Source organism: Streptomyces sp. PH9007, assembly GCF_059813725.1.
Window position 1 is genome coordinate 4,307,303 of record NZ_CM187440.1, and the last position, 14,528, is coordinate 4,321,830.

Annotated in this window: 14 protein-coding genes, 1 tRNA gene and 1 pseudogene; 9 read left to right on the forward strand and 7 right to left on the reverse strand. The window is 74.5% G+C overall.

Features of this window, described 5'->3' with window-relative positions; translation table 11 throughout:
- Positions 1-77 precede the first annotated feature (77 nt).
- On the forward strand, positions 78-842 hold the full coding sequence (locus ACTFAP_RS19935) for an ABC transporter ATP-binding protein (protein WP_500467013.1): 765 nt from the start codon (positions 78-80) through the stop codon (positions 840-842).
- Complete coding sequence (locus ACTFAP_RS19940) at positions 839-3,541, forward strand: ABC transporter permease (RefSeq protein ID WP_500467014.1); 2,703 nt, start codon at positions 839-841, stop codon at positions 3,539-3,541. The genes ACTFAP_RS19935 and ACTFAP_RS19940 overlap by 4 nt, the downstream gene beginning before the upstream one ends.
- On the opposite strand, the gene ACTFAP_RS19945 is transcribed toward ACTFAP_RS19940, so the two are convergent.
- Both ACTFAP_RS19945 and ACTFAP_RS19950 read right to left on the reverse strand, forming a co-directional pair.
- The gene (locus ACTFAP_RS19945; RefSeq protein WP_200364540.1) at positions 3,531-4,175 is read right to left on the reverse strand and encodes a response regulator transcription factor; all 645 of its coding nucleotides are present in this window, start codon (positions 4,173-4,175) and stop codon (positions 3,531-3,533) included. The genes ACTFAP_RS19940 and ACTFAP_RS19945 overlap by 11 nt on opposite strands.
- A complete protein-coding gene (locus tag ACTFAP_RS19950; protein WP_500467015.1) occupies positions 4,163-5,332 on the reverse strand; it encodes a sensor histidine kinase in 1,170 nt (389 codons plus the stop codon). The genes ACTFAP_RS19945 and ACTFAP_RS19950 overlap by 13 nt, the downstream gene beginning before the upstream one ends.
- Before the next feature lie 110 nt (positions 5,333-5,442).
- Between ACTFAP_RS19950 and ACTFAP_RS19955 the strand changes: the two genes are divergently transcribed.
- The gene (locus ACTFAP_RS19955; protein ID WP_390117202.1) at positions 5,443-5,622 is read left to right on the forward strand and encodes a hypothetical protein; all 180 of its coding nucleotides are present in this window, start codon (positions 5,443-5,445) and stop codon (positions 5,620-5,622) included.
- Between the two features lie 22 nt (positions 5,623-5,644).
- A complete protein-coding gene (gene hisN, locus ACTFAP_RS19960) occupies positions 5,645-6,463 on the forward strand; it encodes a histidinol-phosphatase (RefSeq protein WP_386532781.1) in 819 nt (272 codons plus the stop codon).
- A 108-nt stretch (positions 6,464-6,571) separates the two neighbouring features.
- Here hisN and ACTFAP_RS19965 read toward each other — a convergent pair whose 3' ends face one another.
- The gene (locus ACTFAP_RS19965; RefSeq protein WP_400009899.1) at positions 6,572-8,035 is read right to left on the reverse strand and encodes a catalase; all 1,464 of its coding nucleotides are present in this window, start codon (positions 8,033-8,035) and stop codon (positions 6,572-6,574) included.
- Between the two features lie 158 nt (positions 8,036-8,193).
- On the opposite strand from ACTFAP_RS19965, the gene ACTFAP_RS19970 reads away from it, so the two are divergent.
- The 3 genes from ACTFAP_RS19970 to tesB all read left to right on the forward strand — a co-directional run bounded on the left by ACTFAP_RS19970 (position 8,194) and on the right by tesB (position 9,707).
- On the forward strand, positions 8,194-8,619 hold the full coding sequence (locus ACTFAP_RS19970; RefSeq protein ID WP_390117199.1) for a Fur family transcriptional regulator: 426 nt from the start codon (positions 8,194-8,196) through the stop codon (positions 8,617-8,619).
- A 42-nt stretch (positions 8,620-8,661) separates the two neighbouring features.
- Positions 8,662-8,735 (forward strand) — tRNA-Met (locus ACTFAP_RS19975).
- A gap of 78 nt (positions 8,736-8,813) precedes the next feature.
- Complete coding sequence (tesB, locus tag ACTFAP_RS19980; RefSeq protein ID WP_390117197.1) at positions 8,814-9,707, forward strand: acyl-CoA thioesterase II; 894 nt, start codon at positions 8,814-8,816, stop codon at positions 9,705-9,707.
- Positions 9,708-9,764: 57 nt separating this feature from the next.
- On the opposite strand, the gene ACTFAP_RS19985 is transcribed toward tesB, so the two are convergent.
- Positions 9,765-10,706: a GNAT family N-acetyltransferase gene (locus ACTFAP_RS19985; protein WP_500467016.1), complete on the reverse strand. Its 942-nt coding sequence runs from the start codon at positions 10,704-10,706 to the stop codon at positions 9,765-9,767.
- A gap of 9 nt (positions 10,707-10,715) precedes the next feature.
- The gene (locus tag ACTFAP_RS19990; RefSeq protein WP_390117195.1) at positions 10,716-11,510 is read right to left on the reverse strand and encodes a phosphatase; all 795 of its coding nucleotides are present in this window, start codon (positions 11,508-11,510) and stop codon (positions 10,716-10,718) included.
- A gap of 118 nt (positions 11,511-11,628) precedes the next feature.
- Between ACTFAP_RS19990 and ACTFAP_RS19995 the strand changes: the two genes are divergently transcribed.
- Positions 11,629-11,895 (forward strand): helix-turn-helix domain-containing protein, encoded by a 267-nt coding sequence (locus ACTFAP_RS19995; protein WP_453855910.1) that lies wholly within the window; start codon positions 11,629-11,631, stop codon positions 11,893-11,895.
- On the opposite strand, the gene ACTFAP_RS20000 is transcribed toward ACTFAP_RS19995, so the two are convergent.
- Positions 11,892-12,098, reverse strand: a complete 207-nt coding sequence (locus tag ACTFAP_RS20000; RefSeq protein WP_500467017.1) for a hypothetical protein — start codon at positions 12,096-12,098, stop codon at positions 11,892-11,894. The genes ACTFAP_RS19995 and ACTFAP_RS20000 overlap by 4 nt on opposite strands.
- Complete coding sequence (locus ACTFAP_RS20005) at positions 12,092-12,922, reverse strand: methyltransferase domain-containing protein (protein ID WP_500467018.1); 831 nt, start codon at positions 12,920-12,922, stop codon at positions 12,092-12,094. The genes ACTFAP_RS20000 and ACTFAP_RS20005 overlap by 7 nt, the downstream gene beginning before the upstream one ends.
- A gap of 29 nt (positions 12,923-12,951) precedes the next feature.
- Here ACTFAP_RS20005 and pdxR point away from each other — a divergent pair.
- Positions 12,952-14,521, forward strand: a pseudogene (pdxR, locus tag ACTFAP_RS20010) (MocR-like pyridoxine biosynthesis transcription factor PdxR).
- The last annotated feature ends 7 nt before the right edge of the window (positions 14,522-14,528 follow it).

Below are 14,528 nucleotides of genomic sequence, written 5' to 3' on the forward strand. Positions count from 1 at the left end.
GGGTGGAGCGGGCTCCACCCCGGCACGGGTGGCAGCACGCTCGTGGCCGGACGGCCGCCGCTCGTAGCGTGCCGGTCATGCGAGAGGACAACAGGACGGCGATCGCGGCGGCCGGGGAACCGGCGCTGCGGCTCGACCGGGTGAGCCGGACCTACCCGGGCGGGCGTGCCCCCGCGCTGAACGGGATCGACCTGGAGGTGCCGCGCGGCCGGTTCCTCGCCGTGCTGGGCCGCTCGGGCTCGGGCAAATCCACGTTGCTGCGGTGCGCGGCCGGCCTGGAACGCCCCACCGGCGGCGCGGTCCACCTGGGCGGGGTGCCGCTGGCCACACTCCGCGCCACGGCACTGACCCGGCTGCGCCGCGACCGGATCGGCTTCGTCTTCCAGGAACTCAATCTGGTGGACTCGCTGACGGCCCTCCAGAACGCCGCGCTGCCCCTGCTGCTGGCCGGGGCGGGCGAAGGGGAGGCCACACGGGCGCGGGCGCTGCGGGTGCTGGACGAGGTCGGGCTGGCCGACCGCGCCGCCGAACCACCGGCCCGGCTCTCGGGCGGACAGCGGCAGCGGGTCGCCATCGCCCGCGCCCTGATCACCGAGCCGGACATCATCTTCGCGGACGAACCCACCGGCGCGCTGGACCCGGTGACGGCCGAGAGCGTCCTCGCGCTGCTGCGCCGCGCGGTGGACGCGCACGGGCACACCGTGGTGATGGTGACGCACGACCCGGTCGCCGCCGGGCACGCGGACGAGGCGATCGTCCTGGACGCGGGCCGGATCGTACGGCGGCTGGAACGGCCGTCCGCCGGCCAGGTACTGGGCGCGCTGCGGGCGGTGGCCGCGTGAAGGAGGCTCCCGCGGTGCTGGCCCGGGCGTCCGGGCGGTACCACCGGCGGTCGTGGCGGGCGGTGTCCGTCGCGCTGGCGGCGACCTCGCTGCTGCTCGGCTGCTTCGCGCTCGGCGCGCTGACCACCGCGCTCGGGCACCCCGACCCCGAACGGTACGCGGGCGCCGAGGTCGTGGTGACGGCGGATCAGCACACTCACCACCGTGGCGTGACGGCACCGCTGACGGAACGGGTGCGGGTGCGGCGCACGGTGGTGGACCTGCTGGAGTCCGTACCGGGGGTGGCGCGGGCCGTCGCGGACGAGGAGTTCACGGTACGGACGGACACCGCGGCGCAGCTGCCGGGCCGGCCGTGGCCGGCCGCCGCGCTGGCCCCCTGGGGGCTGATGGCGGGACGGGAACCGGTCGCCGCGGACGAGGTCGTCGCGTCGGCCGAGCTGGGGGTGCCGCTCGGCACCGAGTTGGAGGTGCGGGTCGGGCAGGACACCTCCGTGCGCCGGGTGGTGGGCCTGGCCGAGGGCCCGGCGGCGCTGTGGTTCACGGGGCCGGAGGCCGCCGCGCTGGCGGGTCACCCGGACTCCGTCGACGCGATCGGGCTGCTCGCCGAACCGGGCGTGGGCGCGGGTGCGCTGCACACGGCGGTTCGGCAGGCCCTGGACGCGGCGGGCGCGGTCGATGCCCGGCCGCAGAGGGTACGCCCGGCCGGTGACCCCGGCACGCTGCGGGCCCTGACCGGCGACGGACGGGGCGCGGCGGAGTCCCTGAGGGCGGAGCCGGTGCGGACGGGACTGCTGGCGCTGTTCGGCGCGATCGCCGGATCGGTGCTGCTGATCGCCGGACTGGTGCTGGCGACGCTGGTGGCGCGGGCGCTGCGGCAACGCGCCGGGGAGCTGGCGCTGTTGCACGCGGTGGGGGCCACGGCGCGGCAGCTGCGCGGGGCGGTCGCCCGTGAGGTGGCCGTCATCGCGGCGCGCGCGGCGCTGCTGGGGGCGGTGGCCTCCGTACCGCTGTTCGTGGTGCTGTGGCCGCTGGTCACGGCGGAGGCCGCGCCGTACGGGCTGGCGCTGCCGGTCCTGCCCTGGACGCTCCCGGCACCGCTGGTCACGGCGGGCCTGACCGTGGCGACGGCCGTGCTGGCCACCCTGCCCGCCACCGGCGGGGCGACCCCGGGCCCGCGCTCCCGGACCGGGCGCCGCCCCGTACGGCCCCGGGCCACCGGTCCCGGACCGTCACCCGTCGCTGCCGGCGGACCGGTTGGCTCCGGGACCGGCTCTGTGGGCCCTGCCGCTCCGGCTGTTCCCGCCCCGGCCGCCCCACGCGTCGGCTCTGCTGTTTCCGCAGGTCCCGCTCCGGTGGCCGGGTCCGCCGGCCCGGCAGGGCCGGCCAGGCCCACCCGCCTCGCCGTTTCCACCGGGGCAACCCCTCTCGCCGACCCCGCCGCCCCTGCGGGTTCCGCCGCGCCTGTTCAGCTCGCCGGTCCTGTCGGCTCAGGCCCACCCGCTTCGTCTGCCAACCCCGGCGCTCCTGCCGGCCCTGCCCGTCCCGTCACCGCCGGCGTGCCCGTCCCGCCGCCCGGCCCCGGTGGGCGGAAGGTCGGTGGGCTGGTGCTGCTCGGGATGGGGCTGATGTCCGCCACCGGTGGTGCCCTGCTGCCGGGGGAGGGGGCCGCCGCCGCGGCCGGTGCCGCCGTGGTGGTCATGGTCATCGGCTGCGCGCTGCTCGGGCCGTGGATCGCGGCGTGGGTGGTGGCGGTCACCGGCGGGGCGCTGCGCAGGTTCGGCGGAGTGGGCGGCCGGCTGGCCGCCGCGCAGGGGCGGGCTGACGCCCCCCGGCTCGGAGCCGCCGTCGTGTCCATCGTGCTGGTGACGGCCTTCGCCATCGTCCAGCTGGCGGCCGGTGCCACCGCGCAGCGCGCCGGGGAGGAACAGGCCCGCGCCACCGGCCCGGCCGAAGGGACGCACAGCACCGTGTTGGTCGCGCGCAGTGAGCTGGGCGAGGCCGTGCTCGACCGGCTGCCGGTGCTCGGGGTCACCCCCGGGGACCCCGCCTTCGACCCCGGGGTGCGCGACGGTGACCTCGCCGATCTGGGGGCGGGGACGGTCGCGGTCGGCGCGGACCGGGCCCGCACGCTCGGCGCCGGGGTCGGGGACACCGTCACGCTGCGGTACGGCGACGGCGTGGAGGACAGCCTGCGGATCGTGGCCGTGTACACGCGCTCCCTCGCGGTGGGCGATTTCCTGTTCGACCGCGCGCAGCTCGCCGCCCACGTCTCGGACCCGGCCGCACCGGCGGCGGCCGTGCGCACCCCGGTGGCCCTGGAGGGGGCCGCGCTGGAGAGCGGGCTGTCGGCCGCCGCCGTGGCCGGGCTGTGCGCGCTGGCGCTGCTCGCCGTGTTCTCCACCCTCGCGGTATCCGCCGTGGGCCGCCGCCCCGAGCTGGAACTGCTGCACCGGCTGGGTGCCGGGCGCGGGCAGCTGTGGACGATGCTGGTGCTGGAAGCCGCCCTGGTGGCGCTGACCGGGACGCTGCTCGGGGTCGCCGTGGCCGCCGTGCCGCTGCTGGGCTTCAGCTGGGCGGTGCTGCACACGCTCCCGTGGCTGCCGCCGCTCCAGGCGGCGCTGATCGGCACGGCGGTGCTCCTCACCACGGCCGCCGGGGCGCTGCTGCCGGCCCGCCGCGCGCTGCGCGTCAGGCGTTGAGGTACGCGAGCACCGCCCTGACCCGGCGGTGCCCGGAGTCGGTGGGCGGCAGGTTCAGCTTCAGGAAGACGTTGCCGATGTGCTTGTGGACCGAGCGTTCGGTGATGACGAGGGCGGCGGCGATGGTCGCGTTGTCGTGGCCCTCCGCCATCAGGTGGAGGACCTCCCGCTCGCGCGGGGTCAGTTCGCCCAGCGGGTCGCCGCGCCGCTGCCGGGACATGAGCTCGGTGACGACCTCGGGGTCCAGCGCGGTGCCGCCCGCCACCACCCGGTCCAGGGCGTCCAGGAAGTCGTCGACCCGGCCCACCCGGTCCTTGAGCAGATAGCCCACACCGCGTGCGCCGCCGCCGAGCAGTTCGGCGGCGTAGGTCTGCTCCACGTACTGCGACAGCACCAGCACCGGCAGCCCCGGCAGCTGTTCGCGGGCCGCCAGTGCCGCCCGCAGGCCCTCGTCGCGGAAGCCGGGCGGCAGCCGTACGTCCAGGACCGCCGCGTCCGGGCGGTGTTCCAGGAGGAGGGGCAGCACCTCGGGCCCGGTGGCCGCCACCCCCGCCACCTCGTGGCCCGCCGAGCGCAGCAGCAGGACCATGCCCTCCCGCAGCAGGGCGTTGTCCTCGGCGATCACCACACGCACGGCAGCTCCACTTCGATCTCGGTCGGCCCTCCGGCCGGCGATTGCACCCGCACGGTTCCGTCCAGGGCGGCGACCCGGCGGCGGATGCCGCTCAGGCCGGTGCCCCGTGTCTCGTCGGCGCCACCCCGGCCGGTGTCGCACACCCGCACCCGCAGCACGGTACGCCCGGCGTCGCCGGTGAGGTCCAGGGCGACGGTGGCGTGCCGCGCGCCGCTATGCTTGGCGGCGTTCGTGAGCGATTCGGCGACGGTGAAGTACGCGGCGGTCTCCACCGAGGCCGGGGCGCGCGGCCCGGCCTCCAGGGCATCGGCGACCGTGACGGCGACCTCCAGGCCGCTGCCGGCCGCCAGCGCCCGCACGGCGCCGGCCAGGCCGCGGTCGGTGAGCACCGGCGGGTGGATGCCGCGGACGACGTGCCGCAGTTCGCCCAGCGCCTCTTCCGCCTGGTCCTGTGCCTCGTCCAGCAGCCGGCGCGCGGTCTCCGGGTCGCGGTCGTACGCGCGGCGGGCCAGCCCCAGACGCATGGACAGCGCCACCAGATGGGCCTGCGCGCCGTCGTGCAGGTCGCGCTCGATCCGGCGCAGTTCGGCGCCGTGCGCCGTGATCGCGCCGGCGCGTGTCGCGGTCAGCTGCTCCACGCGTTCGGCGAGCCGGGCGGTGGGCGAGGGCAGCAGCAGGATCCGGGACCAGCGCGCGGAGAGGTCGGCGAGCCGGGTGATCAGGGGCAGCACCAGAGCCGGGCGGCGCAGCAGGCCGTGCCAGACGCCGTCCACCAGCAGCCCGATGGGCCACAGCAGCAGGACCGCGTAGCTCAGGGCGAGCCCGTACAGCAGGTGCGCGCCCAGCCAGCGCAGATCGCGGTGGGTGCTGGGGTCGGTGACGGACAGCCGTACCCGTTCGTACAGGTTGCCGGTCAGCGGTGGGTAGTGCTCGGGGACCGGGACGCCGCTCCACCGCGCGCTGCGGGTGCGCTCGAAGTGCGCCACCCGGCGCAGCAGCAGGACGAACTCCGGCAGTGCCGCCGCGCCGATCACCAGCAGGGAGGCGCCGGCCGCCGTCAGCCCCACGCCGACCATCAGGTAGTTGAACAGGCCGAGCGCGCCGCCGATCAGCAGAGGGATCGAGGCCCGCCAGGTCGTCCGGAGCAGCTCAGACACCCGCACAGCGTAGGGGAGCGACCGGGGCGGGCGCGGTGGAGCCCGCTCCACCATGCTCCGGGGGGTCCGCACGCTCGGCACGCGCCGGTGGCCGCACCAGACTGGGGCCCATGAAACCGCTGCTCTGGTGTGTCCTGCTCCTCGCCCTGACCGTCAATCTGAGTGTCAACTTCGTCGTCGACGAGGGCGCGTTGCAGATCGTGCTGAGCGTCTGCTCCGGTGTGGTGCTCATCGGTTCGGGCGTCGGCCTGTGGATGCTGCGCGACCGGGGCGACGCTCAGGCGTACTGATCCGCCGGGGATACTGGTCCGCATGGCCGACTACCACGACGATCTGCGGCTGGCCCATGTGCTGGCGGACGCCGCCGACGCGCTCACCATGGACCGCTTCAAGGCGATCGACCTCCAGGTGGCCACCAAGCCCGACATGACGCCCGTCACCGAGGCGGACCGCGCGGTGGAGGAGCTGATCCGCTCCCAGCTGGGCCGGGCCCGGCCGCGCGACAGCGTCCTGGGCGAGGAGTACGGCACCAGCCAGGGGGCGGACACCGCCCGCCGCTGGATCATCGATCCCATCGACGGCACCAAGAACTATGTGCGCGGTGTCCCGGTGTGGGCCACCCTCATCGCGCTGCTGGAACGGGACGCGGACGGCGTGGAACGTCCCGTCGTCGGCCTGGTCTCCGCCCCCGCGCTGCACCGCCGCTGGTGGGCGGCGCTGGGGTCCGGCGCGTTCACCGGGCGCAACCTGGCCTCCGCGACCCGGATGCGGGTCTCGCAGGTGGGGGAGGTGGCGGACGCCTCGTTCGCGTACTCCTCGCTCACCGGCTGGCAGGAGCGCGGCAAGCTGGGCAGCTTCCTGGAGCTGTCCCGCAAGGTGTGGCGCACCCGTGCCTACGGGGACTTCTGGCCGTACATGATGGTCGCCGAGGGCTCGGTCGATCTGTGTGCCGAGCCGGAGCTGTCGGTGTGGGACATGGCGGCCAACGCGATCATCGTCACCGAGGCCGGGGGCCGGTTCACCGCGCTGGACGGCACGGACGGTCCGCTCGGGGCGGACGGCGCGGCCTCCAACGGGCTGCTGCACGACGCGCTGCTGGCGCACCTGGGGTACGTGCCGGGCGCCGCGTAGCCGCGCCGCGCCCGTTCCGTTCCGCTGCGTTTCCCTCCTGCACAGGCCGGAGCGGCCGTCCCCGCCCACGGGGTCCGGCCGCTCCGGTTTTGTTACGGCAGGCGCCGGTCAGCCGCGGAGGGCCTGAACCGCGGTCTGCAGCCGCTTGCCGTAATCCTCGTCCGCCCGGCGGAAGTTCTCGATCGCCCGCTCGGCGATGTCGTCCCGCGACACCTGGGCGATGAAGCCGGCCAGGTTGTTGATCAGGCGTTCCTTCTCGTCCTCCGACATCAGCCGGTAGAGGTTGCCGGCCTGCACGAAGTCGTCGTCCTCGGCGTGCGAGGGCGCCGCGTGCCCGTCGGTGGTGCCGGTGACGGTGGCCGGCTCCCACAGCGGGCGGCCGGTCTGGGCCGGGCCGCCGAAGGAGTTCGGCTCGTAGTTCTTCGCGCCGCCGTGCCGGCCGTCGTACATGACGCCGTCCCGGCCGTGGGTGCGGGCCTCGGTGGCGTGCGGACGGTTCACCGGCAGGTGGTCGGCGTTGATGCCGACGCGGTAGCGGTGGGCGTCGCCGTAGCCGAACAGCCGGCCCTGGAGCATCTTGTCGGGGGACGGGCCGATGCCCGGCACGAAGTGGTGCGGGGAGAAGATCGACTGCTCGACCTCGGCGAAGATGTTCTGCGGGTTGCGGTTCAGCTCCAGCTTGCCGATCGTGATCGGCGGGTAGTCCGCGTGCGGCCACACCTTGGTGAGGTCGAACGGGTTGAAGCGGTAGGTGGGCGCCTCGTTCGCCGGCATGATCTGCACCTGCACGGTCCAGGTCGGGAAGTCACCGTTCTCGATGGAGACGCGCAGGTCGCGCTGGTGGCTGTCGGGGTCCTGGCCCGCCAGCACCGCGGCCTCCTCGGAGGTGAGGTTCTTGATGCCCTGGTCGGTCTTGAAGTGGTACTTGACCCAGAAGACCTCGCCGTCCTCGTTCGTCCACTGGAAGGTGTGCGAACCGAACCCGTCCAGGTGGCGGTAGGAGGCCGGGATGCCCCGGTCGCCGAACAGCCAGGTCACCTGGTGGGTGGACTCGGGCGACAGGCCCCAGAAGTCCCAGACGTTGTCCGCCTCCTGGGAGCCGGTGTACGGGTCGCGCTTCTGGGTGTGGATGAAGTCCGGGAACTTGATGGCGTCCTTGATGAAGAACACCGGGGTGTTGTTCCCGACGAGGTCGTAGTTGCCTTCCTCGGTGTAGAACTTCAGCGCGAAGCCGCGCGGGTCGCGGACGGCGTCGGCGGCGCCGAGGTTGCCGGCCACGGTGGAGAAGCGCAGGAAGACCTCGGTCTCCTTGCCGATCTCCGACAGGAACTTCGCCCGGGTGTACGGGGTGACGTCCGCGGTGACGGTGAAGGTGCCGTACGCGCCGGCGCCGCGCGCGTGCACGATGCGCTCGGGGATGCGCTCCCGGTTGAAGTGGGCCAGCTTCTCGATGAGCAGCTGGTCCTGGATCAGGCCGGGGCCGCCCGCGCCCGCCGTCTGGCTGTTCTGGTTGTCGGCTACCGGCGCGCCGGCCTCCGTGGTGAGCGGTCCCGCCGCGGTCTGGTCGGTCATCCCTCTTCACGCCCTTCGTTCATGCATCCTCAAGCGGCTTCGGTGCGGACTCTTGGCCTCCGCTGAATCCGATCCTATATTGGACTTAGTCCAAGTCAAGACGTGGCCCGAAGTCATACGAAGTCGGGCCTCCGGGAGGCTCACGCTAGGGTGGAACCATGAGTGACCTGCTACAACGACTCCGGGACCGTGGCTGGCGGCTCACCGCGCAGCGGCGTGTCATCGCCGAGGTGCTGGACGGTGAGCATGTGCACTACACGGCGGACGAGGTGCACGCCCGTGCCGTCGCGCGCCTGCCGGAGATCTCACGCGCCTCCGTCTACAACACGCTCGGCGAGCTGGTCGCCCTCGGGGAGATCATCGAGGTCACCACGGACGGGCGCGCCAAGCGGTACGACCCCAACGCGCACCACCCCCACCAGCACCTGGTCTGCTCCGGCTGCGGCACCATCCGCGACGTCCGGCTGGCCACCGATCCGCTGCGGGCGCTGCCGGAGGACGAGCGGTTCGGCTTCACCGTCTCGGAGGTCGCGGTCACGTACTACGGGCGCTGTCCGAGCTGTTCGAGCCCGGTCCGCAGCTGATTTGCCCTGCTCGGCAGCGTGGGGTTAGAGTTAAGCCATCGCCGCGGGGTGGAGCAGCTCGGTAGCTCGCTGGGCTCATAACCCAGAGGTCGCAGGTTCAAATCCTGTCCCCGCTACGGAAGCCGAAGGGCCCGGATCCGATGAGGATCCGGGCCCTTCGCACGTTCCGGGAGCGAACGGGGAGAATCAACGCCATGGACGCTACTCTTCAGTATCTTCTCGACCTGCTCGACCTGGAGCCGATCGAGCAGGACATCTTCCGGGGCGCCAGCCACCCCTCGGTCATCCCCCGGGTCTTCGGCGGGCAGGTCGCGGCGCAGGCCCTGGTCGCTGCCTGCCGCACGGTGCCGCCGGACCGGCTGCCGCACTCGCTGCATTCGTACTTCCTGCGTGGCGGGGATCCGGGCGCGCCCATCGTCTACACGGTGGACCGCATCCGGGACGGCCGCTCCTTCACCACCCGGCGGGTGGTGGCGATCCAGCACGGGCAGCCGATCTTCCACCTGTCGGCGTCCTTCCAGCTGCCGGAACCCGGGCTCGAACACCAGGAGCCGATGCCCGAGGCTCCGGACCCCGAGACGCTGCCGGGCGGGGAAGAGGTGCTGCACCGGTACGCGGACCGGTTCGCGCACCCGGCGGTGGCCGAGCTGCTGCTGGAGGCGCGGCGGGCGGTGGATCTGCGGTACGTGGCGGAGCCGCCGTTCGCGACGGCGGGGGAGCGGCGCGAGCCGCGCTCGCAGGTGTGGTTCCGCACCAACGGGAAGCTGGACGGCGAGCGCGACGACCCGATGCTGCACATCTGCCTGGCCACGTACGTCTCGGACATGACCCTGCTGGACTCGGTGCTGCTGGCGCACGGGCGCGGCGGCTGGGCGGTGGGCGACGTGGTGGGCGCGAGCCTGGACCACGCGATGTGGTTCCACCGGCCGTTCCGGGCCGACGAGTGGCTGCTGTACGACACGGAATCGCCGACCTCGGGCGGCGGGCGCGGGCTGGCCAGGGGGCGGATCTTCACCCGGGACGGCCGGCTGGCGGTCTCGGTGATCCAGGAGGGCGTCGTCCGGGTGCCCCGGCGCGAGCAGGAGTGATCGCGCGCGCCCTGGGCCGCCGGCGCACCCGGGCACGGACGCGCCGGGGGCGGCCCCTCAGTGGCCCGGCGGGCGCCGGGCCCAGGTGGTCCACAGCGGGCGGTAGCCCGCCCGGTGCCAGAACGGGCCCGAGAGCGGGCTGAGGGCGGCGTAGTGCAGCAGGGTGTGGGTGGCGCCCGCCTCGGCCAGGGCCAGGTGCGCGGTGCGGACCAGCGCCGTACCGGTGCCGCGGCCCCGCTCGGCCGCCTCGACCATGAGGGTGGAGAGATAGCCCACCCGCCGGGCGGCGACCTGCCGGGCGGCCCAGGCGGCCTCATCGGGCGGTTCGACCGAAAGCAGTCCGGTGATCCGGCGGTTGCGCTCGGCCAGCCACACCCAGGCGCCGGGGGTGGCCAGCCGCTGCCTGGCGTGGTGCGCGGAGGACTCGCGCGGCATCGTCGAGCCGAACTGCGCGTCCCAGCGCAGCTCGTCCAGCCACAGGGCCACCGCCCGGTCGAGATCGCCGGAGTCGGCCGGCGCCAGCGGTCGCACCAGGAGGTCGCCGGCCCGTGCGGCGCGGCCCGGCGGAGGTCCGGTGGTGGCGGTGCGGACGGCGGTGACGGTCTTCGGGGTGAAGCCGTGGGCGAGCAGGGTGCGGGTGACCTCGGTGTCGCGGCTGGGCCAGGTGAACACGGCCTCGCTGTCGCCCGGCGCCGGGCGGGCGGCGGCCATCCGCCGGTCCCAGGCGGTCAGCAGCGTGTCCAGCGCGCGGGCCGGGTCGGGGCCGGTGAGCCGGGCGTACAGCTGATGCTGATCGAGCGCCGCCCAGCTCGCCTCGTACGCCTGCGGATCGACGCGCCGCCGCCGGTAGCGGCCCTCGGCGCCCGGGAGGGTGAAGGTGATGTCGCCCTCGGCGGGTGCCGGCAGCGCGTGCACGGAGGGCAGCAGGGGGTCCAGGACCCGCAGCCGGGTCTCCGTGGGGGTGGTCGTGTTCGTGCTCGTACGCGTCACGGACGTCACGGCCGGAGCCTACGTCAGCAGCCCCGCCGCGTGGAGGAGATAAGCGGTCATCGGCTCGTAATAGCGGGGATTGGTCACATGATCGTCCAGCGGTACGCAGACCGAGAGGGTGCCCTCGGCCTCCGCGAGGAACAGCGCCGGGTCGTTGCAGTCGGCGTACCCGATGGCGTCGATGCCGTACTGCGCCGCGCAGCCCGCCCACCCGTGGTCGGCGACCACCAGGTCGGGCGGGGCCTGGCCGTCCGCCGCCAGCGCGTCAAGGATGGTGGCCATCGGGTGCGGCGAGTGGGTGTGCCACAGGGTCGCGCCGCGCTCGTACATCGCGACCCCGGCCATCTGGGCCACCACGCCCTCGTCGGCGGTGAGCCCGATCGGCACCTTGACGATGTCGCAGCCGGCCGCCGCCAGGGCGAAGCCGGTGCGGGCGTGGACGTCCAGCAGGCCGCCGGGGTGCCCGGTGGCCAGCAGCACCCGGGAGCGGCCGTCGGCCGCCTTGCGCAGGGTGTCGGCGGCGCGCTCCAGGGCGTCGACGGTCAGCTCGGGGTCGATGGTGTCCTGGCCCTGCCGGTGCTCGGGGTCCTCGTTGACGCCGCACCGCTCGGTCATGACCGCGAGCACGTCCTGTTCGTCCACCCAGCGGTCGCCGAGTTCCAGGCCGAGCCAGTAGTGCCGGTTGCCGTTGGCCAGTTCGCGATAGTGGGCGAGATTGTTCTCCCGCGGCGTGGCCACCTCCCCGGCGATCCGGGAGCGTATGAGGTGTTCGATCAGTTCCGGACGGGAGGGCACCAAGGACAGGGACGGCATACGGCCCAGTATCGCCCCCGGCGGTCCGTTGCGGGGGCCCTGTCGCCGAGCTGTGATCTCCGCCGGCGGGCGCTTCACACGGGTGGCCAATTCTTATACCGGTATTAGTATCACAGGCATGGTACGTACTCCTCTCACCCCCGAAGAGCGCGAACGCGGCCGGCGGCTCGGGCTGCTGCTGCGGGCCGCGCGTGGCCGGCGCAGCATGGCGGAGGTGGCGGCAGCCGCCGGAATCTCCCCCGAGACCCTGCGCAAGATCGAGACCGGCCGCGCCCCCACCCCCGCCTTCTTCACCGTCGCGGCGCTGGCGCAGGCGCTGGAGCTGCCGCTGGATCAGGTGGTGGCACGCTGCGCCGAGGCGGAGCCGGCCCCGGTGGCCGCCTAGGGTCTGGCCGACCCCTCCCGCCCTCCCCGCGCGCCACGGACCGGACACTCCCCGGCGACCCGCAGGTCCGCCGCGGTGCGTTCGGCGTCGCGGTCGCGGAGATCGGTGCTGCCCGTCGGTTCGCGGGTGGGGCGCCGGTGGCGGCGGTGGTTGCGTTCCAGGGCGGCCCAGACCAGCAGGACGGCGGCGGCGGTGATCAGCATGCCGGGCCGGTCGCGGTGGCCTTGAAGAAGGAGTACTGGAACGTTCCGCCCTCCGTCGCGCAGCGGTGCAGCTCCGTGATGCCCCGGTCCCACCGCGCCCCGGTGGTCAGACCGGCCGCGAGGGCGCCGGCCCGGAAGGAGTCGGCCATCGCGATGAAGGTGTCGCGGGTGAAGGAGCCGACCAGTCGCGGCCGGGTGCTGTCGGCGTACAGGGTGCGCGGGGTGACCTCGACCCCGGTGAAGCCGGCGGCGGTCAGCAGCGGCTGGAGCGTGCGCCCCAGCAGCGCGTTCCCGCCGGCCGCCGCCTGGAGGCGGACGAGATGGCCGATCACGGCACGGGCCGCGGCGCTCTCCGGGTGCAGCACGATGGCGCCGTGGTCCCCCTCGATCACGGTGAGGGTGCCGCCGGGGCGCAGCACCCGGCGCAGCGCGGCCAGGGTGCGCCCCGGATCACTCTGGTGCTCCAGGACGAAGCACACGAAGACGTGGTCGAAGGTGTCCGGGGGGAAGGGCAGCTCGTGCAGATCTGCCTGGAGCCAGGCCACCCGGGCGTCGGGGAACCCGGCCGCGACCCGGTTCCCGGCGGTGGCCAGCGACTCGGCGGAGATGTCCACCGCGGTCAGCCGGATACCGGGGCTGCCGGCCAGCAGGTGCACCGTCTGGGCGCCCACCCCGCAGCCGGCCTCCAGTACGCGGCTGCCGGCCGGGTAGCGGGTGTCGTGGTGCAGCAGGTCCGCGAGGCTGTTCGCCTGGTCGCCGAGCCGGCGGGTCTCGTTCGCCGAATAGCCGTGCAGATAACGGGCTGTGACGGTCGTACTGTTCATGGTCCCAGCGTCGGTCGCACAATGGCCCGGTGGACAGAGCCAATGAAGGGCCGGTCGGCAGGACCAAAACGGGTTCCGACTTCCTCCAGCTGCGCATCGAGGACGCCCCGCCGGGCGGCCGGGCCGACTGGCTGTCCCGGGAGATCCGCGCCGCCATCGCCGACGGCCGGCTGCCCCTCGGCAGCAAGCTGCCCGCCAGCCGGGTGCTCGCCGCCGAGCTGCGGGTCTCGCGCGGGGTGGTGACCGAGGCGTACCAGTGCCTCACCGAGGACGGCCATGTCGCGGGCCGGGGGCGAGCGGGGACCGTGGTGGTCGCGGCCCCCGTACCGGTGCCGGAGTCCGGGGCGGCCCGGGACCCGGCCCGGCCCTGCGGCGCGCTGCCGGAGGGCGCGCTGTTCGGGGCGGCGCCCGGCACCGATGTCTTCGACTCGCTGCGGGCCGCCGAGGCCCCGTACGACTTCACCCCGGGCGTCCCCGATCTGGCCGCCTTCCCGCGCACCGCCTGGCTGCGCGCCGAGCGTGCCGTGCTCGCCGGGCTGTCCGCGTCCGACCTCGGGTACGGCGATCCGCGCGGCGCGCCCGCGCTGCGCGCCGCCGTCGCGCACTGGCTGGCCAGGAACCGGGGCATCGCCGCCGACCCGGCCGACATCCTGATCGTGGCCGGGGTCTCCCAGGCGCTGATCCTGCTGGCCCATGTGCTGCGGGCGCGCGGCATCGGCGAACTCGCCGTCGAGGAGCCGGGGTCACTGGGCGCCCGGCATCATCTGCGGTACGGCGGGATGGCGATGCCCGCGGTGCCGGTGGACGGGGAGGGAGTACGGGTGGACGCTCCCCCAGACTTCGTCCGGGAGGTGCCCCCAACGTGCCAGTGGCGCCCGGGCCGTACTGCTCACCCCGGCGCACCAGTTCCCCACCGGGGTGGTGCTCAGCGGGGAGCGGCGGCGAGAGCTGATGGCCTGGGCACGGGAGACCGGCGGGCTGATCGTGGAGGACGACTACGACGCCGAGCACCGTTACGACCGGCCGCCGGTGCCGGCGGTGCGGGCGATGCTGCCGGAGGCCGTCGCGTACACCGGCAGCGTCTCCAAGCTGCTGGCCCCGGCGCTGCGGATCGGCTGGCTGCTGCCGCCGCCCGCGTACCGCGAAGCGCTGGTGGCGGCGAAGCGGTTCACGGATCTGGGCAACGGTGTACTGCCGCAGCTGGTGCTGGCCCGCCTCATGGAGTCGGGGAGCTGATGGGGGCACCTCCCGGACGGAGTCTGGGGGAGGCAGCTGCGGATGCTGCGGCGGCGGCACCAGCGGCGCCGGGACACGATGATCGAGGGCATCGGGCAGCATCTGCCGGGCGCGGTGGTGCACGGCGCGGCGGCCGGCGTCCATCTGATGATCACCTTCCCGCCGGACGCGCCGCTGGTGCGGGGCCGCTGTGACCTGGAGCTGGCCTCGCTCGCCCTCGCCCACGGGGTGAAGGTGCAGCCGCTGGCCTGGCACCGGCGCCATCCCGGGCCGCCCGGCCTGGTGCTGGGCTACGCGGCCAGCGGCCAGGACCGGATCGCGGAGGGCATGGCCGCCCTGGGCCGCGCGCTGCGGGCGCGCTGACCCGGCG